This window comes from Pseudomonas sp. 10B238 (genome assembly GCF_000970615.1).
In the GTDB taxonomy this organism is placed as follows: domain Bacteria; phylum Pseudomonadota; class Gammaproteobacteria; order Pseudomonadales; family Pseudomonadaceae; genus Stutzerimonas.
In genome coordinates, this window is record NZ_KQ033932.1 from 187106 (window position 1) to 209774 (window position 22669).

The 22669-nt window shown below is 60.4% G+C and carries 20 protein-coding genes and 1 riboswitch; of the genes, 8 read left to right on the forward strand and 12 right to left on the reverse strand.

What is annotated here, in order from left to right; translation table 11 throughout:
• Positions 1 to 81: 81 nt before the first annotated feature.
• Both RT21_RS11020 and RT21_RS11025 read right to left on the reverse strand, forming a co-directional pair.
• Positions 82 to 564: a glutathione peroxidase gene (locus tag RT21_RS11020; RefSeq protein WP_046162783.1), complete on the reverse strand. Its 483-nt coding sequence runs from the start codon at positions 562 to 564 to the stop codon at positions 82 to 84.
• A gap of 102 nt (positions 565 to 666) precedes the next feature.
• Positions 667 to 1152: an FKBP-type peptidyl-prolyl cis-trans isomerase gene (locus RT21_RS11025; RefSeq protein WP_045429574.1), complete on the reverse strand. Its 486-nt coding sequence runs from the start codon at positions 1150 to 1152 to the stop codon at positions 667 to 669.
• Positions 1153 to 1392: 240 nt separating this feature from the next.
• Between RT21_RS11025 and RT21_RS11030 the strand changes: the two genes are divergently transcribed.
• The 3 genes from RT21_RS11030 to RT21_RS11040 all read left to right on the forward strand — a co-directional run bounded on the left by RT21_RS11030 (position 1393) and on the right by RT21_RS11040 (position 5823).
• On the forward strand, positions 1393 to 2580 hold the full coding sequence (locus RT21_RS11030) for an acetate kinase (RefSeq protein ID WP_046162784.1): 1188 nt from the start codon (positions 1393 to 1395) through the stop codon (positions 2578 to 2580).
• A 100-nt stretch (positions 2581 to 2680) separates the two neighbouring features.
• Positions 2681 to 4777, forward strand: a complete 2097-nt coding sequence (gene pta, locus RT21_RS11035; protein ID WP_046162785.1) for a phosphate acetyltransferase — start codon at positions 2681 to 2683, stop codon at positions 4775 to 4777.
• A gap of 125 nt (positions 4778 to 4902) precedes the next feature.
• Positions 4903 to 5823: an acyltransferase gene (locus RT21_RS11040; RefSeq protein ID WP_046162786.1), complete on the forward strand. Its 921-nt coding sequence runs from the start codon at positions 4903 to 4905 to the stop codon at positions 5821 to 5823.
• Positions 5824 to 5838: 15 nt separating this feature from the next.
• On the opposite strand, the gene RT21_RS11045 is transcribed toward RT21_RS11040, so the two are convergent.
• The 5 genes from RT21_RS11045 to RT21_RS11065 all read right to left on the reverse strand — a co-directional run bounded on the left by RT21_RS11045 (position 5839) and on the right by RT21_RS11065 (position 15240).
• Positions 5839 to 7980, reverse strand: coding sequence for a putative bifunctional diguanylate cyclase/phosphodiesterase (locus tag RT21_RS11045; protein WP_046162787.1), 2142 nt, complete (start codon positions 7978 to 7980; stop codon positions 5839 to 5841).
• A gap of 93 nt (positions 7981 to 8073) precedes the next feature.
• Entirely contained in the window at positions 8074 to 11778 is a 3705-nt protein-coding gene (locus RT21_RS11050; protein WP_046162788.1) for a CHASE domain-containing protein, read from the reverse strand.
• Positions 11779 to 11930: 152 nt separating this feature from the next.
• Entirely contained in the window at positions 11931 to 12587 is a 657-nt protein-coding gene (locus RT21_RS11055; protein WP_045429589.1) for a YiaD family glycine zipper/OmpA-like lipoprotein, read from the reverse strand.
• Between the two features lie 187 nt (positions 12588 to 12774).
• Positions 12775 to 14457, reverse strand: coding sequence for a fatty acid--CoA ligase (locus RT21_RS11060; RefSeq protein ID WP_046162789.1), 1683 nt, complete (start codon positions 14455 to 14457; stop codon positions 12775 to 12777).
• A 153-nt stretch (positions 14458 to 14610) separates the two neighbouring features.
• Positions 14611 to 15240 carry a LysE family transporter gene (locus RT21_RS11065; RefSeq protein ID WP_046162790.1) on the reverse strand — a complete coding sequence of 210 codons (630 nt, stop codon included), beginning with the start codon at positions 15238 to 15240 and terminating at the stop codon, positions 14611 to 14613.
• A gap of 61 nt (positions 15241 to 15301) precedes the next feature.
• On the opposite strand from RT21_RS11065, the gene RT21_RS11070 reads away from it, so the two are divergent.
• From RT21_RS11070 to RT21_RS11085, 4 genes are all read left to right on the forward strand, one after another.
• Positions 15302 to 16264: a 2-hydroxyacid dehydrogenase gene (locus RT21_RS11070; protein WP_046162791.1), complete on the forward strand. Its 963-nt coding sequence runs from the start codon at positions 15302 to 15304 to the stop codon at positions 16262 to 16264.
• Positions 16265 to 16321: 57 nt separating this feature from the next.
• Positions 16322 to 17320 (forward strand): class I SAM-dependent methyltransferase, encoded by a 999-nt coding sequence (locus RT21_RS11075; protein ID WP_046162792.1) that lies wholly within the window; start codon positions 16322 to 16324, stop codon positions 17318 to 17320.
• Positions 17321 to 17355: 35 nt separating this feature from the next.
• Positions 17356 to 17461: riboswitch (yybP-ykoY riboswitch) on the forward strand.
• Between the two features lie 109 nt (positions 17462 to 17570).
• On the forward strand, positions 17571 to 18158 hold the full coding sequence (locus RT21_RS11080) for a TMEM165/GDT1 family protein (RefSeq protein ID WP_046162793.1): 588 nt from the start codon (positions 17571 to 17573) through the stop codon (positions 18156 to 18158).
• Positions 18159 to 18242: 84 nt separating this feature from the next.
• Complete coding sequence (locus RT21_RS11085) at positions 18243 to 18686, forward strand: ester cyclase (protein ID WP_045429605.1); 444 nt, start codon at positions 18243 to 18245, stop codon at positions 18684 to 18686.
• Between the two features lie 20 nt (positions 18687 to 18706).
• On the opposite strand, the gene RT21_RS11090 is transcribed toward RT21_RS11085, so the two are convergent.
• From RT21_RS11090 to RT21_RS11105, 4 genes are all read right to left on the reverse strand, one after another.
• Entirely contained in the window at positions 18707 to 19516 is an 810-nt protein-coding gene (locus RT21_RS11090) for a M48 family metallopeptidase (RefSeq protein ID WP_046162794.1), read from the reverse strand.
• A 171-nt stretch (positions 19517 to 19687) separates the two neighbouring features.
• Entirely contained in the window at positions 19688 to 20308 is a 621-nt protein-coding gene (locus RT21_RS11095) for an SOS response-associated peptidase (RefSeq protein ID WP_046162795.1), read from the reverse strand.
• Between the two features lie 62 nt (positions 20309 to 20370).
• Positions 20371 to 20631: a putative signal transducing protein gene (locus tag RT21_RS11100; protein WP_045429613.1), complete on the reverse strand. Its 261-nt coding sequence runs from the start codon at positions 20629 to 20631 to the stop codon at positions 20371 to 20373.
• Positions 20632 to 20814 carry a CPXCG motif-containing cysteine-rich protein gene (locus RT21_RS11105; RefSeq protein WP_045429615.1) on the reverse strand — a complete coding sequence of 61 codons (183 nt, stop codon included), beginning with the start codon at positions 20812 to 20814 and terminating at the stop codon, positions 20632 to 20634.
• A gap of 198 nt (positions 20815 to 21012) precedes the next feature.
• On the opposite strand from RT21_RS11105, the gene RT21_RS11110 reads away from it, so the two are divergent.
• Entirely contained in the window at positions 21013 to 22179 is a 1167-nt protein-coding gene (locus RT21_RS11110) for a 1-acyl-sn-glycerol-3-phosphate acyltransferase (RefSeq protein ID WP_046162796.1), read from the forward strand.
• Positions 22180 to 22204: 25 nt separating this feature from the next.
• On the opposite strand, the gene RT21_RS11115 is transcribed toward RT21_RS11110, so the two are convergent.
• A complete protein-coding gene (locus tag RT21_RS11115; protein ID WP_231107968.1) occupies positions 22205 to 22483 on the reverse strand; it encodes a hypothetical protein in 279 nt (92 codons plus the stop codon).
• Positions 22484 to 22669 lie beyond the last annotated feature (186 nt).

Consider the following 22669-nt stretch of genomic DNA (forward strand, 5'->3'; position numbering starts at 1 on the left):
TATTGCAGAGCCATGCTGTCGCGATATCGACTTCGAGAAGCCGTCAGCAGCAACACACGGCTTTAATTGGAAATGGCCCGCTCAGGCGAGCGCGCTTTCGATGGCCTGGATCAGCGCAGGATCATCCGGAGCAGTGCGTGGCGAGAAGCGCGCCAGCACACGTCCGTCCTTGCCTACCAGAAACTTCTCGAAGTTCCAGCTGATGTCACCTGGGAAGTCAGCGCCCTCTCCTGCCAACAGGCGGTACAACGGGTGACGCTGCGAGCCGTTGACCTCGAGCTTGCTGCTGATCGGAAAGGTGATGCCGTAATTCTCGTCGCAAAACTGCAGGATTTCCGCATCGCTGCCTGGCTCCTGAGCAGCGAACTGATTGCAGGGGATGCCCAGTACGCCGAAACCACGATCCTGGTAACGCTCATGCAGCGCTTGCAAGCCTGCGTATTGAGGCGTGAGACCGCACTCGGAAGCCACATTGACTACCAGTGTGACCTGGGATTTCAACGGCGCTAGGGGAAGTTCCTGGCCCGCAAGGCCGGGCAGAAGCAACTCGTGAAACGCGCTCATGTGTTTCTACTCCAGAGTAAAAAAGCGCTCCGGCAGAACCGAAGCGCTTCCATGGCCCGTTCGATCCGGGCTTCTCGCTGACCAGCCGCTTGCGGGCGCCAATCAGTGTTGGTGACCACCTTCGCCATGCACATGACCATGAGCGATTTCTTCTTCGCTGGCTTCACGCACATCAACAATCTTGACTTCGAAGTTGAGGCGCTGTCCGGCCAGCGGATGATTACCGTCAACGATCACATCGTCGCCTTCAACATCACGAATGGTGACGATCTGCATCCCGCCGTCCGGGCCGGAGGCGTGAAACTGCATGCCGACTTCAAGCTCATCGACGCCTTCGAACATCGCACGATTGAGGGTGGCGACCAGCTCCGGGCTGTACTCACCGTAGGCATCCTGCGGTTCGATGGCGACCTTCACTTCGTCACCGCCTTGCTTGCCTTCCAGCGCCTTTTCAAGACCGGAAATGATGTTGCCCGAACCGTGCAAATAGACCAGCGGCGCGCCGCCGGCCGAGCTGTCGATCACTTCACCGGCATCATTGGTGAGTGTGTAGTCGATTGACACAGCCTTGTTAGCGGCAATCTGCATGAGGCAAAACCTTTGTTGGGGAATGTGTGTGAAAGTCTAACCGCGAGCTGCATTGATTGCGAACCGACGCACGATTTAGGGGACCATCGGCAGCAGATCCACCCCCCGCGACTTCATGCCCTAGGTGGTAACGAATACAACCTTTGGAGAGCATCGCGGCTCTCAAGGTTATGCAAGAATCCACGCCAGTAAATGTAGGCGACCTATTTCAACAATTAATTTCGCATCCAAGGAGCACCGATGTCAGCTCGTAACATCCTGGTGATTAACTGCGGCAGCTCGTCGATCAAATTCGCACTGGTCAACGAAGCCCAAGCCACTTTCCCCCTGCAGGGCCTGGCCGAACGTCTCGGCTCCCCCGAAGCCGTGGTGCACTGGCAGCTGGGGGACACCAAGCAGAGCCTGAACATTCCGGGTGCCGATCACCGTGCCGCGCTCGAAAAATTGCTGCCGGTGGCCCAGGAGGCCGCAGGCGGCAAACTGGACGGCATCGGCCATCGTGTGGTCCATGGTGGCGAGCATTTCACCGGTTCCAGCCTGATCGACGAGCCAGTGCTGAAGGCGATTCGCGATAGCGCGCAGTTGGCGCCACTGCACAACCCAGCCAACCTGGTCGGGATCGATGCAGCCATGGCGCTGTTCCCCGGCCTGCCGCAGGTCAGCGTGTTCGATACCGCCTTCCACCAGACCATGCCGGAACGTGCGTTCCGCTACGCCGTGCCGGAATTCCTTTACAAGGAACACAGCGTCCGCCGCTACGGCTTCCACGGCACCAGCCACAACTACGTCAGCAAGCGTGCCGCTGAGATGACCGGGCTCCCGGTCGATGACAGCAGCTGGCTGACGGCTCACCTGGGCAATGGCTGCTCGACGTGCGCCATCGTCAACGGCGAGAGCCGCGACACCAGCATGGGGCTGACCCCGCTGGAAGGCCTAGTAATGGGCACTCGCAGCGGTGATGTCGATCCCAACCTGCACAGCTACCTGAACCGCACCCTGGGCTGGAGCCTGGAGCAGATCGATCGCATGCTCAATCACGACAGCGGCCTGAAAGGTCTTTCCGGGCTGTCCAATGACCTGCGCACCCTGCAGGAGGCCCGTGTCGCCGGGCATGCCGGTGCCACCCTGGCATTCGAAGTGTTCTGCTACCGCTTGGCCAAGTCACTGGCAAGCATGGCCTGCGCCCTGCCGAAACTTGATGGACTGATCTTCACTGGCGGCATCGGCGAGAACTCGATGGCCGTGCGTACCCGCACCCTCGAGCACTTGAAGCTGTTCAACTTTACGTTGGACGAAGAAGCCAACGCACGCTGCACGCGCGGTGTTGGTGGAGAGATCCAGGCAGCAGGCAGCCCCCGTGTGCTGGTGGTACCGACCAACGAAGAACGTCAGATCGCGCTGGACACGCTGGCGCTGCTCGACGCCTGATAGCGCGCCGACAGCCAGACGCACCGCACGAACCCGACGACCGTAAACGGCGTCGGGTTTCGTCTACTTGGCATCGCCCTTCGCCCGATAGGAGATCATCATGCATACCTTATTCCTCGCCCCCTGCGGTTTTGGCGGCGGCCTCAACTCCATCAGCCTTGGCCTGATCAGCGCGCTCGAACGTGCCGGGCTGAAGGTCGGCTTTTTCAAGCCCATCGCCCAGCCCTTTCCACATGACCAGGGTCGTGAGCGCTCCTGTGTCCTGGTTGAGCGCACCCTGAATATCGTGTCGCCCGAGCCACTGCCGCTGGAGCAGGTCGAGCGCCAGTTGGCCGATGGTGAACTCGACCTGTTACTCGAGGACGTGGTCAGCCGCTATCAGGACGTTGCTGCGGGCAAGGACGTGGTCATTGTGGAAGGCATGGTGCCGACGCGTGAGTTCAACCACACGTCGCGGATTAACACGCATCTGGCGAAAAGCCTGGACGCGGATGTCATCCTGATCGCCGCGCAAGGAAGTGACACGCTCAAGCGCTTGGCCGAGCGCATCGAGATCCAGGCCCAGCTGTTCGGTGGCGCCAAGGATCCGAAAGTGCTGGGCGTCATTCTCAACAAGGTCAAGAGTGAGGACGGCACGCCGGCCTTCATCGAGGGCCTCAAGGCGCAGCTGCCGGTACTGGGCTCCGCGGACTTCCAGCTGCTCGGCGCGATCCCCTTCGCCGACAAACTCAACGCTTTGCGGACCCGTGACATCGCCGAGTTGCTCGACGCCAAGGTCCTTCACGCCGGTGAAGCGGAGCAGCGTCGCGTCGAAAAGATCGTCCTGTGCGCCCGAGCCGTCCCCAACACAGTGCAACTGCTGCAGCCGGGCGTACTGGTGGTCACGCCTGGTGACCGCGACGACATCATCCTGGCGGCGAGCCTGGCCTCGCTCAATGGTGTCCGGCTCGCTGGTCTGCTGCTGTGCAGTGACTTCGCGCCCGACCCGCGGATTCTCGAGCTCTGCAAAGCGGCACTGGATGGCGGCCTGCCGGTGATGACCGTGCAGACGGGCTCCTACGATACGGCCACCAACCTGTTCGGGCTGAACAAGGAAACCCCAGCGGACGACATCGAGCGTGCCAGCCAGGTTACTGACTTCATCGCGCAGCACCTGCAGCCCGAACTGCTGCATACCCGCCTCAGCGTACCCCGCAGCGAGTTGCGCCTGTCGCCTCCGGCGTTCCGCTATCAGCTGGTCAAGCGCGCACAGCAAGCTAACAAGCGCATCGTTCTGCCGGAAGGCAACGAGCCGCGCACCATCCGCGCCGCGGCCATTTGTCAGGAGCGCGGCATCGCGCGCTGTGTACTGCTGGCCAAGCCGGAAGAAGTCCAGGCAGTTGCACGCGAGCAAGGTATCCAGCTGCCGGCAAGCCTGGAGATTCTCGATCCGGAGCTGCTCATCAACCAGTACGTCGAGCCGATGTGCGAAATGCGCAAGGCCAAGGGGCTGACTCCGGACGATGCGCGTGAGCAGCTCAAGGACACGGTGGTCCTTGGCACCATGATGCTGGCGCTCGACGAAGTGGACGGTCTGGTTTCCGGCGCCATACACACCACCGCTAACACCATTCGCCCGGCGCTGCAGCTGATCAAGACAGCCCCAGGCTACAGCCTGGTCTCGTCGGTGTTCTTCATGCTGCTGCCGGATCAAGTACTGGTCTACGGTGACTGCGCTGTAAATCCGAATCCGAGTGCCACCGAGCTGGCGGAGATTGCCCTGCAGAGCGCCGAATCGGCCGTCGCGCTAGGCGTCAACCCACGCGTGGCGATGATCAGCTATTCCACTGGCACGTCCGGCAGTGGCGCCGAGGTGGAAAAGGTTGCTGAAGCCACACGCATCGCCCAGGAGCGCGCACCCACCCTGCCAATTGACGGTCCGCTGCAGTACGACGCCGCATCGGTCGCCAGTGTCGGCAAGCAAAAGGCGCCTAACAGCCTGGTGGCAGGTCAAGCCACGGTGTTCATCTTCCCTGACCTGAACACGGGCAACACCACCTATAAGGCGGTTCAGCGCAGCGCCAACGTGATCAGCGTCGGCCCGATGCTGCAAGGCCTGCGCAAGCCGGTCAATGACCTGTCCCGCGGTGCACTGGTGGACGACATCGTGTTCACCATCGCGTTGACCGCTCTGCAGGCTGACAACCAGAAGGCCTGATCTGCGTCCCGCGCCCGGCCAGCCTGGCCGGGCGCTTCGCAATGCTAGGCGCTACTTTTTGCCTTGCAGTTCAGCCCGCAATCGGTACTCTTGCCGCCTTTATTGACGGATATAAGATCCAATCGATGCTGAGCGTCCTTCCTGCCCCACTACGGGGTGTCCTGGCTGGCTTGACCCTGGCGTTGAACACGCTGTTCTGGTGCTGGCCGTTGTTTGCCCTGTCATTGCTCAAGCTTGCGCTACCGGTTCCGCGTATTCAGCGCGCATTGCGCTTTGGCATGCACTGGATCGCTGAATCCTGGATGGCCGTGAACAGCTTCTGGATGGATCAGGTGCGGCGAACCGAGTGGGACGTGCAGGGACTCGAAAAGGTCGATCTGCAACACTCCTATCTGGTCACCAGCAACCACCAGAGCTGGGCTGACATCCTGATGTTGCAGTACCAGTTCAACCGACGGATGCCGATCCTGAAGTTCTTTCTCAAGCAGGAGCTGATCTGGGTGCCAGTCATCGGCCTGTGCTGGTGGGCGCTGGAGTTTCCCTTCATGAAGCGCTTCAGCAAGGAATACCTGACCAAGTATCCGGAGAAGCGCGGCGAGGATCTGGCCACCACCCGCAAGGCCTGTGAGCGCTACCGGACCAACCCGGTGTCGGTGTTCAATTTTCTCGAAGGCACTCGTTTCACCGAGGACAAGCACACTGAACAGGCATCGCCCTACCGCTACCTGCTCAAACCCCGGGCCGGCGGCATTGCGTTCGTGATCGATGCGATGGGCGAGCAACTGACGGCACTGATCAACGTCACCATTCACTACCCGGACGGCAATTCTAGCTTCTGGGACCTGCTCTGCGGCCGAATCGGCCGGGTCGTGATGCGCATCGACTCGCAGCCGATCCCTGCCGAGTTCCTACACCGTAGCTACGACCAGGACGAAGCTTACCGGTTGAGCTTTCAGGAGTGGGTCAATGAGCTCTGGAGCGACAAAGATGCCGATCTCGAAAAGCTACATCACCAATACCCGCCTCGTCATGGCGCTTCAGGTTAGCCAAACAGGCCGGCACTAGCCGGCCGGTCGATGTTCAAGATTTAGCCAGTCGATTGTTCGCGGAAATTCCAGAGCGTCCTCAACGGCCAGCCCTGGCGCAACCAGAAACCCTTGCATCACGTGGCAGTCATGATCGATCAGCCACTCGCGCTGGGCCAGCGTTTCAACGCCCTCGGCAATCACCTCCAGTCCCAGGTTTCGCCCCAGATCGATAATGGTGCTGACCACTGCAGCATCGCGGGGCGAATCGAGCATGTTGGCGACGAACAATCGATCAATCTTCAGCGTGTCCAGATCGAAATGGCGCAGGTAAGCCAGCGATGAGTAACCGGTGCCGAAGTCATCTACCGCCACCCTGACCCCCAGCTCACGCAGCTGACGAAGCTTGTCGCAGCTCTGTTCCAGGTCCTCCATCAGTGCGCCCTCGGTGACCTCTAGCTCCAACTGTCGGGGATCAAGCTGATACTCATCGAGCAGCCGGCGCAACTCGTCGATCAATCCGGCTCGCCGGAACTGCACCGGGCTGACGTTGAAGCTCAGCACCAGCTTGTCGCCGAATCGCTCACGCCAGTCGCGGCACTGGGCCAGGCCTTCACGCAGCGCCCATTCGCCGACCCGGTCAATTAGCCGGGTTTCTTCCAGCAAGGGGATGAATACACTCGGCTCCACCGAACCGCGCCCGGCGTAATTCCAGCGCAGCAAGGCCTCGAACCCACGCAGCTCACCGGTCTCGAGCACGACCTGCGGCTGATAGGCCAAAGCGAAACCATTGCGCTCGATGGTGCTACGCAAGTTTTCTTCCATCATCAGGCGCGCGTGGGCCCGCCCGTTCATCTCACCGGAGAAGAAGCGATATTGCTGCCGGCCGTTGCGTTTGGCCTCGTACATGGCCATGTCCGCCGAGCGAAGCAACTCTTCGACGCTCTGGCCGCAATCCGGAAAATTCGCAATGCCAATACTGGCACCGAGCGTGACATCCGTGCCGTCGATGGTATGTCGAACCGAAATTAACTCTATGAGCTTTTCCGCCACCCTGGCGGCATCTTCTGGATGATCCAGAGAGTCCAGCAACGCAGTGAACTCGTCACCTCCCATTCGGGCGATGATGTCGTACGGACGCATGCAGGCTTCCAATACGCGCGCTACGCGACAGAGAATCTCGTCGCCGGCATCGTGCCCCAGCGAATCGTTGATGCGCTTGAAACCATCAAGGTCGATATAGAGGATGGCCATGCGCTTGCCGTTGCGATCGACCCGCGCCAAAGCCGAATCCAGCGCCTGATGAAAACCGCGACGATTGAGCAGGCCCGTGAGCGAGTCGGTTACAGCTTGGGTTTCCAGCTGCACGTGCAAGCTGCGCACCACCGACATGTCCAGGGCGATCACGACCATTGAACGCTGCTGACGAGGCAGCGGTGATGAAGACAGTGCTACTGGCAGCGTGTCTCCGTTGGCAGTGAACAGCTGCGCCTCATGAAGACGATAGGTATTGCCGCTACGCCAATGTTGGTAGAAATCGGTATCACGCCAGGCCTGTGGCATCTGCGGCGAGGCCAGATGCTTGATCAGCGCGGTACCTTGTAGATCATCGACACGGGTGTGCAGCATTTTGGCGATCGCCGGGTTGGCGAAGTTGATGAATCCATCCTCCCCCACTACCAGAATGCCTTCGGCAGCGTTATTGAGTACGGAAGCGTTAAACGCCCTTGCACTGTCGAGCTGCTGGCCGAGCAGCTGCAAGTCACGCCGATTGTGCTCATGGCTGAGCAACGTATTGATCTTGTGCTTGAGCACCTGCGGATCGAACGGCTTGAGAATGAAATCCACCGCACCCGTCGCGTAACCACGCAATACTGACTCACGCGTATGCGCAATGGCCGATACGAAGATGATCGGCGTGTAGCGTGCGTGCGGACTGCCGCGCATCAGGCGCGCCACTTCGAATCCGTCCATGCCTGGCATCTGGACGTCCAGCAACACCAGTTCTACGTCCAGATCGAGCAACGCCTGCAACGCGGCTTCACCAGAATTAACCGTATGGACCTGCCAGTCGCCATCGCCGAGCAGGGCCTCCATGGCCACCAGGTTCGCCTCGCGATCATCGACGACCAGCAATGTGCGGGTCCGAGGCTTTGATTGGGGTTGCGACCACGCCATCAGCCGAGCCCCCGACACAGCATGATTTGGCTTCCGCTACCGACGTCGACAGGGACGCCAGTTCGGCTTGAACGATGCGTCACACATTTCTCCTTACGGACTTGCATGAGGGCCATCACTACGTTCCAGACGCCGCAGCAGCTTGGCCAGCCTGGTGCCGTCGACCGGCTTGAACAGGATATCGTCGGCACCGGCCGGGAGTTTCTGTTCCGAAACAGCCGTGTCAGTGCCAACCGCCATTGCCACAATCGGCACCTGACAACCATAGTCGTTTCTGAGCTGACGGATCAGTTCGGGACCGCCATTATCCGGCATGGACAGGTCCACCAGCGCAAGATCAAAGGCATCTTGATCGAAGCGCTCCAGCGCCTCGGAACTGGTTGTGACTGGCACCACCTGCAGCCCCTGCTCATCAAGCATGGCGCTGATGGCGTAAATCGCCCGCACGTCCGAATCGACCAATAGTACCCGCTGCCCCAAAAGGGGATGCTCCAGTTCTTCTCTTGCCCACGCTGCAGCAACTACCCCGTCGGGCTTCAGTGCATCTTCCATATGCTCCATTCCTTCTGTTTTGGACAACGCAACTGATGAATAACGCTTAAGCCGCTGCAGATTCTTTTCCGATAACGCCTCGCGACTGGTCAGGATCACCCTGACGTCTTTCAGGGGCCGCAGGCGGTCCAGTGCGTCCAGCAAGTCGAGCCCGTCTTCGCCGGGGAGGTCGAAGTCGACGAACAGCACCGCGTAGCTGTGCTCAGCATAGGCCAGCCGGGCCTCTTCACTGCGCTGGCATTCGCTGACGCGGTAGCCGAGCCGCTCGAAATGCTCCCGCAGCTGACGGCGCCGATCCGGCTCGGTTTCCACCAGCAGCAGCCGCGTCGAATTGCCTTCCTGCTGCGACAGATCGACAAACAGGCGTTCCAGTTCCGACTGAGCCACGGGTTTGATCAGGTAGCGTGAGCCGTCATCCGACCAGCCCTGCGGCTGTGGCACGCAGGAAATGATGTACACCGGCGTGTCCTGGTGCCTGGGGTCGGCTCGCAGCACCCGGTGGACCTGCCAACCGCTGATGTCAGGCAGCAGGACATCCAGAATCACCGCTGCAAAATCGTCCTGAGCTAGCGCATCGAGCCCTTCTTGTCCGGTCCCGCAGATAACGCTGGAGAAACCGTGGGACTGGGCCACCTCGGCCACTACCGAGGCGAAATCGGCGTCATCTTCGACAATCAGCAGACCGCCACCCTGGCCACGCCGCTGCAGCGGCCGCAGCGTGCGGATTTCTGGAGTTGCGGCAACTTTCAAGGGCAGTTCGACCGTAAAACTCGAGCCCTGGCCCGGCGCGCTTTTAAGCCGGATTCCACCACCGAGCACTTCTGCAAGCTGACGCGCTATGGCCAGCCCCAGCCCGGTGCCGCCGTATTGCCGACTGATGGAGCCGTCGATCTGCTGGAACGCCTGGAAGATTCGTTCGTGCTGATCCTCGGCAATACCGATGCCGGTGTCGGTTACGCAGATCTGCAGCATTTCTGTATCGACAGCGCTTTCAGCCTGCTGGCTGGACACGTGTATATCAACGGAGCCGTGCTCGGTGAACTTCAGAGCATTGGTAATCAGGTTTCGCAAAATCTGCTGCAGCCGGGCCCGGTCACTCACCAGCGAAGCAGGAACTCCCTCGTCGATCCGGGCCTTAAGGGTCAGCCCGTTCTGGGCGGCCATAGGCTCGAGGTTCGCAACCAGCTCCGCCAGCAACTCGCCGAGGTCCAGCGGCTCCGACTTAATCTGCATATGCCCAGCCTCGATCTTGGCCAGATCGAGTACATCGTTGATCAGCTGCAACAGATCGTGACCGGCCCGATGAATGATGTCGGCATGACGGACCTGCTTCTCGGTCAGGTTGCTCGCAGCGTTCTGCCTCAGCTGGTCACTGAGGATAAGAATGCTGTTCAGCGGGGTGCGCAGCTCGTGCGACATGTTGGCGAGGAATTCGGACTTGTAGCGATTGGCAACCATCAACTCGTTAGCCTGATCGCGCAGTCGCCGCTCTGCAGCTTTGCGATGAGCGATGTCGGTCACCACAGCTTGCACCAGATGCTCATCCCCGCTACGCAGTGGCGATAAGCCAACTTCAACAGGCACGAGATGACCATCCCGGTGGCGTCCGAAAAGCTCGCGATTTTCACCCAGCCGACGCGACTCAGGGGATTGACCGAAACGATGCCGTACTTCTAGGTAGGTCTTGCGCATCGACTCCGGAATCAACATCTCGACTGGCTGGTCTAGCAGCTCCTGCCGGTTGTAACCAAACAGCAGCTCAGTCTGGCGGTTGACCATCACGATTCGGCCGTCATGATCGAACAGCACAAAGGCGTTTGGCGAGGCTTCGACCACATTACGGAAACGCTCTTCGTCCCGCTTGCGTTGCTGCAGGTCGACCAGATTGAGCAGATGGTGAACGGACTTGTCGCGTTTGAAACTGGTCAGACTGAGCGAAACCGGGACCGGCGAGCCATCTTCGCGCAACGCTTGGCTTTCCCGCTGATCGGCTTCAAGTTGTGGCCCGCTCACGGTCTCGTCAAGGGCGCCCGGAACGTAGCGACTGAGGCGCTCGCCAGCGAGCAGGCCAGCACTGCTACCAAGCAGCGTAGCGGCACTCTGGTTGGCCAGTTCGATCCGCCCTTTATCACTGCAAAGCACAGTTGCCACTGGCAGCTGCTCAATCAGCTGGCGAAACCAGGCCTCGCGCTCCTGAAGTTGCGCGCCAAGCGTCTGGCTGTTGCGCAAAGCCCGTTCACGCAAATACAGGTAGCCGCCGATCAACAGCGAAAACAGCACCGCTGCAGTTAGCGCAGCAGCCAGATTGAAGGCCCGGCCCACCCGGTTGAGGATGGCTTCGTATTCCGGTGTGCTGGCAACTTCCAGCTGCCAGCTACGGCCATACATGTAGATGTTGCGGGTGCGATGGAAGCTGGCGTCGCTACTCACCGGCGCTCGCCCGACCAGCAAGGGCTCGTCTGGGGCGGCGGCGTCAAACAGCTGCAATTGGAACAGCTTGCTGCGCGAACCCAGCACCCCCTCCATTAAGTCAGTTAGCCGGAAGGCACCGTGAAGGGTTCCGGCAAAGGCTTCCTGGCGTTCTTCTAACGTGGTGATGGGGGCGCCGGCCCGGTAAAGAGGGAGATACAACAGAATGCCTACTTGCGCGTTCTGCTCGGTTTCCTGCTTGAGCCGCAACGGGCCGGTGAGCATCGGAGTGCCGATGTTGCGCGCCGCCATCACGGCTTGCTTGCGCGTTTCCTCACTTAGCATGTCAAAACCCAGCACCCGACGGTTACGCCAATCAAGCGGATGGATGTAATCCACGATCAGGTATTCGCTGCGCTCACCCCGGGGATAGATGCGGAAATCACGCCCTCCCTCGCGAATCTTCGCGAGCAGAACGCTGAGGTTCTCTGCGCGCGCATAGCGGGCCAGAGCAATGGCTTGGATGCCGGGGTAGAAATCCTGGAGCTGAAGCTGGTCGGAAGCCCGATTCCAGTCCTGCAGACTGACCGCATCACTCCCGACGAAAAGCCCCGCCAGGCCTCGTAAAACCATCTCATACGCGCGCATACGCTCACGCAGAGTGCTTTCAACGTCATTGACCGCCAGATTGAATCGCTGGGCCTGCTCGGCGCGCACTCGCATTTCCTGAACATGCCATTGCCAGCCAACCCATCCTCCGAGCCCTACCATCAGGGCCAGCGTCACTACCAATGGCAGCCAAGGCTTACGAGAATGGAGAGCGGAACGATCATCCATTCGACCTCCTCAGTGCCACTACATGGCTCGCTGTCACAAGCTTCAGAGTCGTAGATCGTTCAGAGGTTCAATAGAAGCGACAATCAGCCGTAAAGCTGACGCCACCCAAATGACGCAAGCGAGCCCTGGCAGTCTCGCTTGCGCTTAGCCGCTTACAGCGGGCGCAGATTGATCTCTACACGGCGGTTCTGTGCGCGCCCAGCAGCGGTATCGTTGCTGGCGATCGGTTGGCTCGAGCCGGCACCATAAGATGAGATACGTGAACCGGGCACGCCGTTGCCTTCCAGATAATTGGCAACGCTACGCGCGCGGCGATTTGAAAGGTCCTGATTCAGTTGCTGCGAGCCGGTACTGTCGGTATGGCCGATGATGTCGACACCGTTCTTATTGAACTCTTTGAACACTTGAACCAGTGAATTAAGCGTTGGGTAGAAGCTACTGGAAATGTCAGCTGAATTGCTTGCAAAGGTAATGTTGCCGGGCATGATCAGCGTCAGGTTATCGCCTTGGCGCTGCACTTGTACGCCTGTGCCCTGCAACGTCTGGCGCAACTTGGCTTCCTGGGTATCGACGTAGTAACCATAGCCTCCGCCAGCGGCCCCACCGACGGTGGCGCCGATCAACGCGCCTTTGGCACGGTCCTTTTTGCTAGAGGTTGCTGCGCCGATTACCGCACCACTGACCGCACCGATGCCGCCATAAATGCCGGCCTTGCCAGCTTCGCGCTCGCCGGTATAAGGATTGTTGGTACAGCCAACCAGCAGCGCAAGGGTGGCGGCAAGTGCGGTCAGGTTACTGATCGATTTCATGTTTACTTCCTTCATCTACGGGACGCCAACCTGCCGAACGCACAGGCTGGAAATTCGTCGCTAGAGTAACACCCGTCCGCCCGCAGAACCGGAACGTCCCGACGAAGCCGTGAGCTCAAACACAGGAAGCCAAGCTCGACCGTGGTTCGCCCCGAGGCGACTACTAGTCGAGCCAGAACAGCCAAACCTACACCGAAGAGATGGCGCTACTACCGTCTTCCAGCCAACGTGCGATGTCCAAACGGATACGCTTCTTATCAAGCTTACCGACGCTGGTCTTGGGAAGATCCTCGACGACGGCGATCTGCTGCGGAATCGCCCATTTGTTGAGCTGCCCCTGCTCAACCGCTGGCTCAAGGAACGCTTGCAATGCGCGCGCGTCTAGCTGCTTGCCTTCACAGAGCACCAGCAAGGCGAAGGGTCGTTCGCCCCAGCGCTCATCTGGCACGCCTACCACCGCCACGTCGCGCACGGCATCGTGCCGACTGATCAGACCTTCCAGCGCCAAGGATGAAATCCACTCACCGCCCGTCTTGATGACGTCCTTGATGCGGTCACGAATGTCGATGTTGCCCATTTCGTCGAGGGTGGCCACGTCACCGGTATGCAGCCAACCGCCCGCCCACAGCTCTTCGCTCTTCTCCGGATTGCCCACATAGCCCTGCGTCAGCCAGGGGGCCCGAAGCACCAGTTCACCTTGAGACACGCCATCGGCCGGAAGAAAACTGCCGTCAGCCGCTTGGATTGCTGCATCGACCAGCACCACCGGGATCCCGGCCTTGAGGCGGTAGGTGGTCTGTTCGTCTTCACTGGCGTTGCGCAATTCGTCGTTGATATGGGCACCGGAAATCAATGGACAGGTTTCCGACATCCCATAGGCCGCTACCAATTGCATGCCACATGCCCGAGCCGACTCGTAAAGGCCGCGGGTGAGCGCACTGCCGCCGATGGTGATCTTCCAGCCGCCGAAGTCGGTGCCCTGCGCCGCCTTGGCTTTGAGCAGCATCTGCACGATGGTCGGTACGCAATGAGAAAAGGTGACCTTCTCTCGACGCCAGAGCTCGATCAGCAGCTCCGGATCGTAGCGCCCCGGATAAACCTGCTTGAGACCCAACATCGTAGCCACATAGGGCAAACCCCAGGCGTGCACGTGGAACATCGGCGTAATCGGCATATACACGTCGCCCGCTGCCATCAGCTGAGGGTTCTCGCGACAGCCAACCGTCACCGCACCGGCCAGCGTGTGCAGGACCAGCTGACGGTGCGTGAAATAGACGCCCTTGGGGTCACCGGTGGTACCGGTGGTGTAGAACGTGGTCGCCACCGAGTTTTCGTCAAAGTCCGGGAAGTCGTACTTGGCCTCGGCGGCCGCCAGCAAGCTCTCGTACTCACCGATGCAGTTCGGCAAATCGCAGTGCTTGTCGTCGGCATCGGTGATCAGCAATGTCTTGTCGACCGTTGTCAGCTGCCCGGCGATTGCGTGGTACAGCGGCGCGAACTCGCTATTGACGAGAACGAAGCGGTCCTCAGCATGATTCATGGTGTAAAGAATCTGCTCGGGCGATAGCCGCACGTTGATGGTATGCACCACCGCCCCGATCATCGGAATCGCAAACATGCATTCGAGGTAGCGATGGCTGTCCCAATCCATCACCGCCACCGTGTCGCCCGCCTTTACCCCCGCGTTGGTCAGCACGTTGGCAAGCCGAGCAATGCGCTCGCCCAGGGTGCGATAGTCGAAACGCAGTTGATCGCGATAGACGATCTCGCGGGTGCGCTCGTAGCGCTGCCCCGACAACAGCAGGCTCTTGATCAACAGGGGGTACTGGTAGGCGTTGGCGGCGGGTTTGATCACTCGTGTCTGCAACATAGGGCTTCCTGTTATAGATGTTATGAGACGCTCGCTAGCTGTTGGCGCAGGCCGCTAGCGCGACCTGGCCGTACCGTTGTCCTCTTCGGAAATCTGGCTGCACAGTTGTTCAACCTGCGGAGAAAAACTTCACGCAAGGACAGGCTCGGCCGATCAGGCGATCTCGCTTGCCGCCAGCCGAACGCCAAGACCAATCAATACAGCGCCCGTGACGCGGTCAAACCAGTGCCCCATGCGAGCAAAACCGGCCCGCACGCGCTCTCGGCTGAACAACCAGGCCACCAGGCAGAACCACAACCCAGTGGCGCATGCCAGATATAACCCATAGGCCGCCTGAACGGCGAGCGGGGTATGGGGGTCGATAACCACGGTGAATAGGGACAGAAAGAACAATGTCGCCTTGGGATTCAAGCCGTTGGTAACGAACCCAACGGTAAAAGCGCGACGTCGAGGAAGCGCAACACTGGAGGTGGATGATGCAAGATTGCCGACCGCGACGGGCTTGGCCCGCAGTGCTTGAAAACCGAGATAGAACAGGTAGCCGGCCGCTAACCACTTGAACAGGTTGAACAGCATGATCGACTGCGAGACGATCAGCCCAATCCCGAGCAATGAATAACCCACGTGCAGCAAGATGCCGCTGCCTACACCGATGGCCGTCCAACTGCCGCTGCGCTGACCGCGAGCCACGCTTTCACGCACGACGACCGCGAAGTCCGGACCAGGACTGGCGACAGCGAGCAAGTGAACCAGCGCCACGGTGAGAAATTCGATCCAGTACATCTAGCGACTCCGTTATTCCCAGGGCGGAACATTCGCCCACTGATTCATACGAGTAAAGTCCATGAGCAAGTACCGCGCTGTATTCCTCGATTTATCCCCCCTCGATCAGGGCGATCTGGACCTGGCCCCCTTGCAGTCCGCCTTTGCTGAGCTGACCTGCCATACGCAGACCAGCGAAACGCAAATCGTCGACCGACTGCTGGGCGCTGAAGTCGCCATCGTCAACAAGGTTGCCTTGAGCGATGCCACGCTCGCCGCCTGCCCGGACCTGAAATTGATTCTGGTAGCGGCTACCGGTGTCAACAACATTGATCTGGCTGCTGCCAAGCAGCGAGGGATCGCCGTCTGCAACTGCCAAGCGTACGGCACGGCCACCGTGGCGCAGCACACCTTGATGCTACTGCTCGCGCTGGCCACACGACTACCCGATTATCAAGCCGCCGTCGCCCGTGGCCGCTGGCAGGAAAGCGGGCAGTTCTGCCTGCTGGATTTTCCCATTATCGAGTTGGCCGGCAAGACCCTCGGCGTGCTCGGTCACGGTGAACTGGGAGGTGCCGTGGGCAAGCTCGCCGAAGCGCTGGGCATGCGTGTGCTGGTCGGCAACCTGCCCGGGCGCCCGCCTCGCCCGGACCGGCTGGAGCTGGACGAGCTGCTACCGCAGATTGACGCCCTGACCCTGCACTGCCCGCTCACCGAGCAGACACGCAACCTCATCGGCGCTCGCGAACTGCAGCTCATGAAACCTACGGCATTTATCATCAATACTGCCCGTGGCGGTCTGATCGACGAGCAAGCGCTGGCAGACACCCTGCGTAGCGGCCACCTGGGCGGTGCCGCCACGGATGTGCTGATCAGCGAACCACCCAGCAACGATAACCCGCTGCTGGCAGCAGACGTGCCACGCCTGATCGTGACGCCCCACAGTGCTTGGGGAAGTCGCGAAGCCAGACAGCGCATCGTGGGCCAGCTGCGTGAGAATGCCGAAGCCTTCTTCGCTGGTACCCCGAAGCGTCAGGTGGGCTGACGCTTCTGCAGCCGGGGACAAGGCTGGTAAGCTCGCCAGCTTTTGTCCGGAGGCATCATGGATCCTCGAAGCGAAGTACTGCTGCGCCAGGCTGAACTGTTCAGTGGTGACCTGCTGCTCGCCGGGCTACCGGCTGACGATCTGCTTGGACAGTTACCGGGCGCCATCGGCTGGAGCTGGCACGCCGGAGTACAGCACAGCCTGCAGACTCGTTTCGCCGGTCGTTGCACATTTGGTGTCGAACCGCCCACGGCCCCATTCGATAGTGCCGTGCTGTTTCTGCCCAAGTCACGAGAACTGACCGACTACCTGCTGAATGCACTGGCTGCCAGACTGCCGGGCCGTTTGCTGTATCTACTGGGTGAGAAACGTGCTGGCGTGGAGCGCGCCGCGAAGCAACTGTCCCCATTCGGCGAAGCGCGGAAGCTCGATAGTGCGCGGCACTGCCAGCTCTGGCAGGTCAAGGTCACAAACAGCCCGCCGGCCCCAGAACTGCCGACCCTGGCTCAACGCTTCGAGCTCTCGCTTGCGGACGGACCGCTGCAGATCATCAGCTTGCCAGGCGTGTTCAGTCACGGTCGTCTCGATCGCGGAACCGCCCTGTTGCTGGATCAACTCGATGGACTGCCCGCTGGTAAGCTGCTGGATTTCGGCTGCGGCGCGGGCATCGTTGGCGCCTCACTGAAAAAACGTTATCCAGAGAGCGAAGTGGTGATGCTGGATGTCGATGCGTTCGCTGTCGAAAGCAGTCGCATGACCCTCGCCGCCAATGGGCTACAGGCTCAGGTAATAGCTGGCGACGGTATCGACGCCGCTCCAGAAGACTGCGCGGCGATCGTCAGCAACCCGCCGTTTCACCAGGGTGTACACACCCACTACGAGGCCAGCGAAGCATTGCTGCAACGTGCCGCCAGCCACATTCGGCCCGGTGGTGAGCTAAGGCTGGTGGCCAATGCATTTCTGAAGTATTCCCCGCTGATCGAAGCTCATCTGGGTCGCTGCGAAACGATGATCACTGCTGACGGCTTCCGCATTTACCGCGCGCAGCGTGCCTGACCGACTTGCACAACGCGCCATGCGCGGGCAAACTCGCGCCCGTCCTGGGGGAGTAGTCTCCGGCGAGCACCCAGCCCGCCCGGCATGCGTCAACATACTTGGTCCACAGACCATGGCGCACGCGACCCGCGCAGGCTGCTTCGGCAGCAGCGCTCGGTTTGACAAGACCCATGACACGTACACCTGACCCGGGGCGGGCAGGCGGTGCGTGTCATGGTGATTAGTCGACCCGCCCCCGCAAGGAAGTCCGTTGGAATCGTTCTATATCCCCACCCTGATCGTCGCCCTCGCCGAGATCGGTGACAAAACGCAGTTGCTCGCGCTATTGCTGGCTGCCCGCTACCGGCGACCGCTACCCATCATCTGGGGCATCGTGGTGGCTACGCTGGTCAATCATGCGGCTGCCGGCGCCATCGGCAACTGGGTTTCATCGTTGGTCTCACCCGCCGTACTCAGCTGGATTCTCGCCGCTTCCTTCGCCGCCGTCGCATTGTGGACGCTGGTCCCCGACAAGCTCGAGGAAGAAGAAGCTTCTCGCGGGCGACGCTTCGGCCCCTTCGTGGCGACGCTGATCGCGTTCTTCCTCGCAGAAATGGGCGATAAGACGCAGGTCGCGACCGTCATGCTTGCCGCCCAGTACCCCGACTTCATCCTTGTGATTATCGGCACCACTCTGGGCATGCTGATCGCCAATGTGCCGGTGGTACTGGCCGGCAATTTCGCTGCCGATCGCATGCCGCTCACGCTGATCCGCCGAATCGCCGCCGTCGGCTTTGCCGGCTTGGCACTGTACGCCGTGTATCAGGCGCTGAGCTTGAGCGGCAGGCTTCCAGTCTGATACGCAGCGCAAATTGCCCCACTACGGGTGCTGTTAGAGTGCGCATTCACCGCATTCTGGCGGCACTCGAGGGGAGTAGGCGGCATGTCACCGGAGGAACGAAAACGGCGGGTTCGGCAGCATATCGACCTGAGCTGGAGCAAAGGTCGGTTGGCATTAGCTGAACAGCTTCAGAGCCGCTACTTCAGCTACAGAAGTTCGTTCATCTCGCAGCCGGTCAACAGTGCCGGTTTCGGTCTGATCGTGCGAGAGATCCGCCAAGCCATTCCGGACCTGGAGGTCGCGGTAGAAGAGTGCCTCAGCGAAGGTAACCGCGTCGTGACCTCCAGCACCCTGTTCGGAACGCTGGAGAAATCCGTGTTTGGCCTCGCACCGAGCGGCAAGATCCTCACGGTCGCCGCGATGTCGATATGGACACTCAATCCGAGCGGCGACATCGAGGAAATCAATACCCTGTTCGACTTGGAAAGCGCCCGAACCCAGCTGGGCCTGGCAAGCCCCATCCCTATTACGCTGCCGTCAACCTGAGAGGGTCGACGGCATTTGCATCAGCGTCGCGGTTGATAGAGCGGCATCACCTTCGGAATGGTTTCCTGCAGCGCCTGCGTACGGCTGCCCGATGACGGGTGGGTGCTGAGGAACTCCGGCGGAGCGGAGCCGCCGGCCGCCGCCATCTTCTGCCAGAGGCTGACCGCGGCATTAGGGTTGTAACCCGCCCGCGCAGCCAGTTCCAGACCTATCAGGTCAGCCTCGTTTTCGTTGCTGCGGCTGTTGGGCAGCGTCATCAGATACTGCACCCCCATATTGGCCAGCTGCAGGCTGCCGTCGCCGATCCCGACGGCTGAGCCAATCTGGGTTGCCATCTGCACACCGTAGGCCTTGGACATGGCTTCGCGGCCGTGCTCACGCAACGCATGGGCTATCTCGTGCCCCATGACCGCCGCAATCTCGTCGTCGGTCAGGTTAAGTTTTTCGATCAGACCGGTATAAAAAATGATCTTCCCGCCTGGGCCGGCGTTGGCATTCAGTTCCGGACTGTCGATCACATTTACGTCCCAATCCCATTCGGCTGCGTCGGGCCGGAAGGCCTTTACCTCGGCGATCAGCTTGCTGGCGATTCGATTGACCCGCTGAGCCACCGGCGAGTTATTTTTGAGCACACCCTTGCTCTTCGCTTCCGACACAGTCTGCTGATAAGACTGTGCATACATTTGATTGACCTGTTCGGTCGACAGCATGCTGAACATGTATTGCTTGCGATCGACGCCAACAGCACCGCTGCTGGTGGTGTTGACGGCCTGACAACCGGCAAGCGCGGCGGCCGCCAGAAAAAGGCTGAGTGAATGCAGCTTGAACATGTCGCGTCTCCCGTGAATTCTGCGCCGTATGCTAGAGCGTGGCAGCGTACCGGGCAACCGACTGGAAGCTTATAGACACTGCTTTAGGCGTCAGTTAGCGGTAATCGGGCACGTCGGGTCGGCACCGGCCTGACAGCGTGAGAGTCCCCTTTCGATGGCAGCGGCCAATGCCTAGTTCACTGGAGTCAGGCACTCAGGCGCGTCCAGTTTGGGATCATTGACGAACGTCGCCAAGGGCCGTTCGCGCAGCGCCGGTTGAGGTCCGGTCAGCAACACCTGCAGCACTTCGAGCGGGGTCTGCGGGTCGAGCCAGGCGGTCATGCCGGCCTGATCCAGCATCAGCGGACGCCGCTGATTCGCTGCTGGACGCGTCACCACCGCCGCACTGAGGTAGCTGTGACCTTCAACTGGATAAGCCTCCCAGACCGCGGCGAAATACATCAGCGAGTCTTCCGTTGTCATCCAGTAGGGTCGCTTACGTGCCGTGCCCCTCCACTCGTAGAAACCGTTCGCTGGCAGTACGCCTCGACGCAGGCGAAAGGCGTCTCGAAACATCGGCTGCTCGGCCAGCGTTTCCGCCCGGGCCTGTGCCGGCGTGCGGGTAAAATCGCTCAGCCACGCCGGGGTCAGCCCCCAGCGCACGCGACTCAGCTGCAGCGCATCTTCGACCTGCCGCAGCAGCAGTACCGAGGCGCCAGGCGCCAGGCTCCAATGCGGTTGCTGATCAGACGGAAAACCGGGCAGCGCGGCAAAGGCGGGACTCCAGCGAAACAGGGCATAGCGGCCACACATGAACAAAGGACTCGATGGGAAAAAGGGTCAAGGCAGCTACCGCGACGTCACTCGGTCGGCATTCAGCAGATGAGCTCACCCGGATAGCTTTCCGGCTCGTCGCCGGGCAGCGGTTCGGCGCCATTGTACGCAGCGATCAACTGCATCGCGCGATCAGCCTCACCATCGGCGACCATCAGCCCGAGCAAACCGGCCACAGGCAACTCGCCGACCGCGCCGATCAGATGTCGTCCATTCAGATGCACGTCGATACCTTCGGCGAGCAGCATGCCGCGTAGCATCTCCGCCTCGAGCAGATCACGCGGCTCGTATATCCGCCGCATCTAGTCATCCTCCCGCCGCACATCGAGCTGCCAATCGCTGCCGTCGGTACGCAGATCGAATACGATCGGCCGGCAACAGACCGAGCAGTCTTCGATGTACTGCTGATCGCCACCGCTCAGATCGAGTAGCGCCTCTACCCCTTCGCCGCAATAAGGGCATTGGTAGTCCTGTGATTCCAGCATCAGCGTCTCCTGCGTGACTTGCCGCTATAATCGCCGTCCGGATTCTGTAGAGATGCCCCCAAGGGCGCATTTATGCGCGGGCCCGACCGGTGCAGCATGGCTTTATCCAAGCCTGCAGTGATCCTGACTAAGCATCCACAGACCTAACTTTGACCCTTGAGTAACTGGGTTTATTCAGTTGTTACCCTTACAGAGAACATGATGGACGAATTCGAAGCCATCCGACCCTACGCCGATGCCGAGGTCCCTGCTGTTATGGCGCGGCTGTTCGCCGACCGGGAATTCCTCGATATTCTGGCGCACTTCCGCTTCCCGCGGCTGGCCGGCCCAATGGGCTGGATGCTCAAACCCCTCATAGCGCAACGACTGCGACGTGAATTCGCCACTATCCACTCGATCGACACGCTGCAGGCGCGAATCGAGATGTACCTCGACCGCACCATCGAGCGCGCCACGGATGGCATTACCTATTCCGGGCTGGAAAAACTACGGCCAGGCTGCGCCTATCTATTCATCGCCAACCACCGCGATATCGTGATGGATCCGGCTTTCGTCAACTATGCGGTATTTCAAGCCAAGATGCGCACGCCGCGCATCGCCATTGGCGACAACCTGCTGCAGCGGCCCTTCGTCAGCGATCTGATGCGGCTCAACAAGAGCTTCATCGTGCGCCGCTCGGTCACTGGTAGACGTGAAAAGCTTGCGGCCTACCAGCTGCTATCCGCCTACATCAACCACTCGATCCGCAACGACGGTGAATCAATATGGATTGCCCAGGCCGAAGGGCGGGCCAAGGACGGTGACGATCGTACCGATTCGGCGATTCTGAAAATGCTGCACATGAGCCGCAAGGACGAGCCCTTCTCCGACACATTGGCGACCCTGCGTCCGACGCCTGTGTCGATCAGCTATGAGTACGACCCCTGCGATCAGGCCAAGGCACGCGAGCTCTACATTCGGGCCAGCACCGGCAGCTACACCAAGGCGCCTGGCGAGGATGACACCAGCATCGCCCTCGGCATCACCGGCTACAAAGGTCGGGTGCATGTCAGCTTCGGTACACCCATCAGCGAGGTACCCGAGGATGCAAAGCAGCTGGCGGCCGATATCGACCGACAAATCCTGACGGCCTACCGTCTGTTTCCGGTAAATTTCCTGGCGCATCGGATGTGGGAGCATCGCGACCCGGCGCTGGCGATACCCGAGCTCAGCGAGCTGTTCAGCCGGGCGGAAATCGAACGCGCCGAGGCCGAATGGGGCAAGCGCCTCGCGGCATGCCCAAGCGTGCAGCAGCCCTACCTCATCCAGCAATACGCCATGCCGGTGCGTAACCAGTATCGATTGAAAGCTGGCTTGAGTCTCTAATACTCAGCACAAGCCCGACTGGCCGTCAGGTCAGCCGGGTTAGCGAAGAAAGCAGGCAGGCCAGTCCCAGACTGCTGAATCCAAAGCCATAGAAAAACCGGTCAAGACGCCGGGTAGCTGCCAAGCCACCCTGCTCAGCAGCAGAGAGACGAGAACCCGCAAGGGAGGTCTCGGCCCTCGACAGCTGCCGACGCCAGCGCGTCGCCAGCAACAGCCAGGCACCGCTGAGCGCGATTAGCAAGGCCAGTGAGTTGACCAGAGGCGCGACCCTCGCCAGCGCCGAATAATCAAAATCAAGCAACAACCGCATTCTCCGTTGGGCCGAAAACATAAAGGCCTGGGCGGCCGAACTGAGGGCTGCGGAGTCTACCGAAACGGCATTGTCGGCTCAGCCGATTTCCGACAGAACGGAACACAACTAAGCGATGGCAATTTGCCGGGTATTTGCGCCATTTATGCAGATAGGTCCCGTCTCGATTGTTGACTTATA

Excerpts from the sequence above, each read along its gene's own strand:
- RT21_RS11020 (WP_046162783.1), bottom strand. The coding sequence starts at position 564 with ATGAGCGCGTTTCACGAGTTGCTTCTGCCCGGCCTTGCGGGCCAGGAA.
- RT21_RS11025 (WP_045429574.1), bottom strand. The coding sequence starts at position 1,152 with ATGCAGATTGCCGCTAACAAGGCTGTGTCAATCGACTACACACTCACC.
- RT21_RS11030 (WP_046162784.1), top strand. The coding sequence starts at position 1,393 with ATGTCAGCTCGTAACATCCTGGTGATTAACTGCGGCAGCTCGTCGATC.
- pta (WP_046162785.1), top strand. The coding sequence starts at position 2,681 with ATGCATACCTTATTCCTCGCCCCCTGCGGTTTTGGCGGCGGCCTCAAC.
- RT21_RS11040 (WP_046162786.1), top strand. The coding sequence starts at position 4,903 with ATGCTGAGCGTCCTTCCTGCCCCACTACGGGGTGTCCTGGCTGGCTTG.
- RT21_RS11045 (WP_046162787.1), bottom strand. The coding sequence starts at position 7,980 with ATGGCGTGGTCGCAACCCCAATCAAAGCCTCGGACCCGCACATTGCTG.
- RT21_RS11050 (WP_046162788.1), bottom strand. The coding sequence starts at position 11,778 with ATGGATGATCGTTCCGCTCTCCATTCTCGTAAGCCTTGGCTGCCATTG.
- RT21_RS11055 (WP_045429589.1), bottom strand. The coding sequence starts at position 12,587 with ATGAAATCGATCAGTAACCTGACCGCACTTGCCGCCACCCTTGCGCTG.
- RT21_RS11060 (WP_046162789.1), bottom strand. The coding sequence starts at position 14,457 with ATGTTGCAGACACGAGTGATCAAACCCGCCGCCAACGCCTACCAGTAC.
- RT21_RS11065 (WP_046162790.1), bottom strand. The coding sequence starts at position 15,240 with ATGTACTGGATCGAATTTCTCACCGTGGCGCTGGTTCACTTGCTCGCT.
- RT21_RS11070 (WP_046162791.1), top strand. The coding sequence starts at position 15,302 with ATGAGCAAGTACCGCGCTGTATTCCTCGATTTATCCCCCCTCGATCAG.
- RT21_RS11075 (WP_046162792.1), top strand. The coding sequence starts at position 16,322 with ATGGATCCTCGAAGCGAAGTACTGCTGCGCCAGGCTGAACTGTTCAGT.
- RT21_RS11085 (WP_045429605.1), top strand. The coding sequence starts at position 18,243 with ATGTCACCGGAGGAACGAAAACGGCGGGTTCGGCAGCATATCGACCTG.
- RT21_RS11090 (WP_046162794.1), bottom strand. The coding sequence starts at position 19,516 with ATGTTCAAGCTGCATTCACTCAGCCTTTTTCTGGCGGCCGCCGCGCTT.
- RT21_RS11095 (WP_046162795.1), bottom strand. The coding sequence starts at position 20,308 with ATGTGTGGCCGCTATGCCCTGTTTCGCTGGAGTCCCGCCTTTGCCGCG.
- RT21_RS11100 (WP_045429613.1), bottom strand. The coding sequence starts at position 20,631 with ATGCGGCGGATATACGAGCCGCGTGATCTGCTCGAGGCGGAGATGCTA.
- RT21_RS11105 (WP_045429615.1), bottom strand. The coding sequence starts at position 20,814 with ATGCTGGAATCACAGGACTACCAATGCCCTTATTGCGGCGAAGGGGTA.
- RT21_RS11110 (WP_046162796.1), top strand. The coding sequence starts at position 21,013 with ATGATGGACGAATTCGAAGCCATCCGACCCTACGCCGATGCCGAGGTC.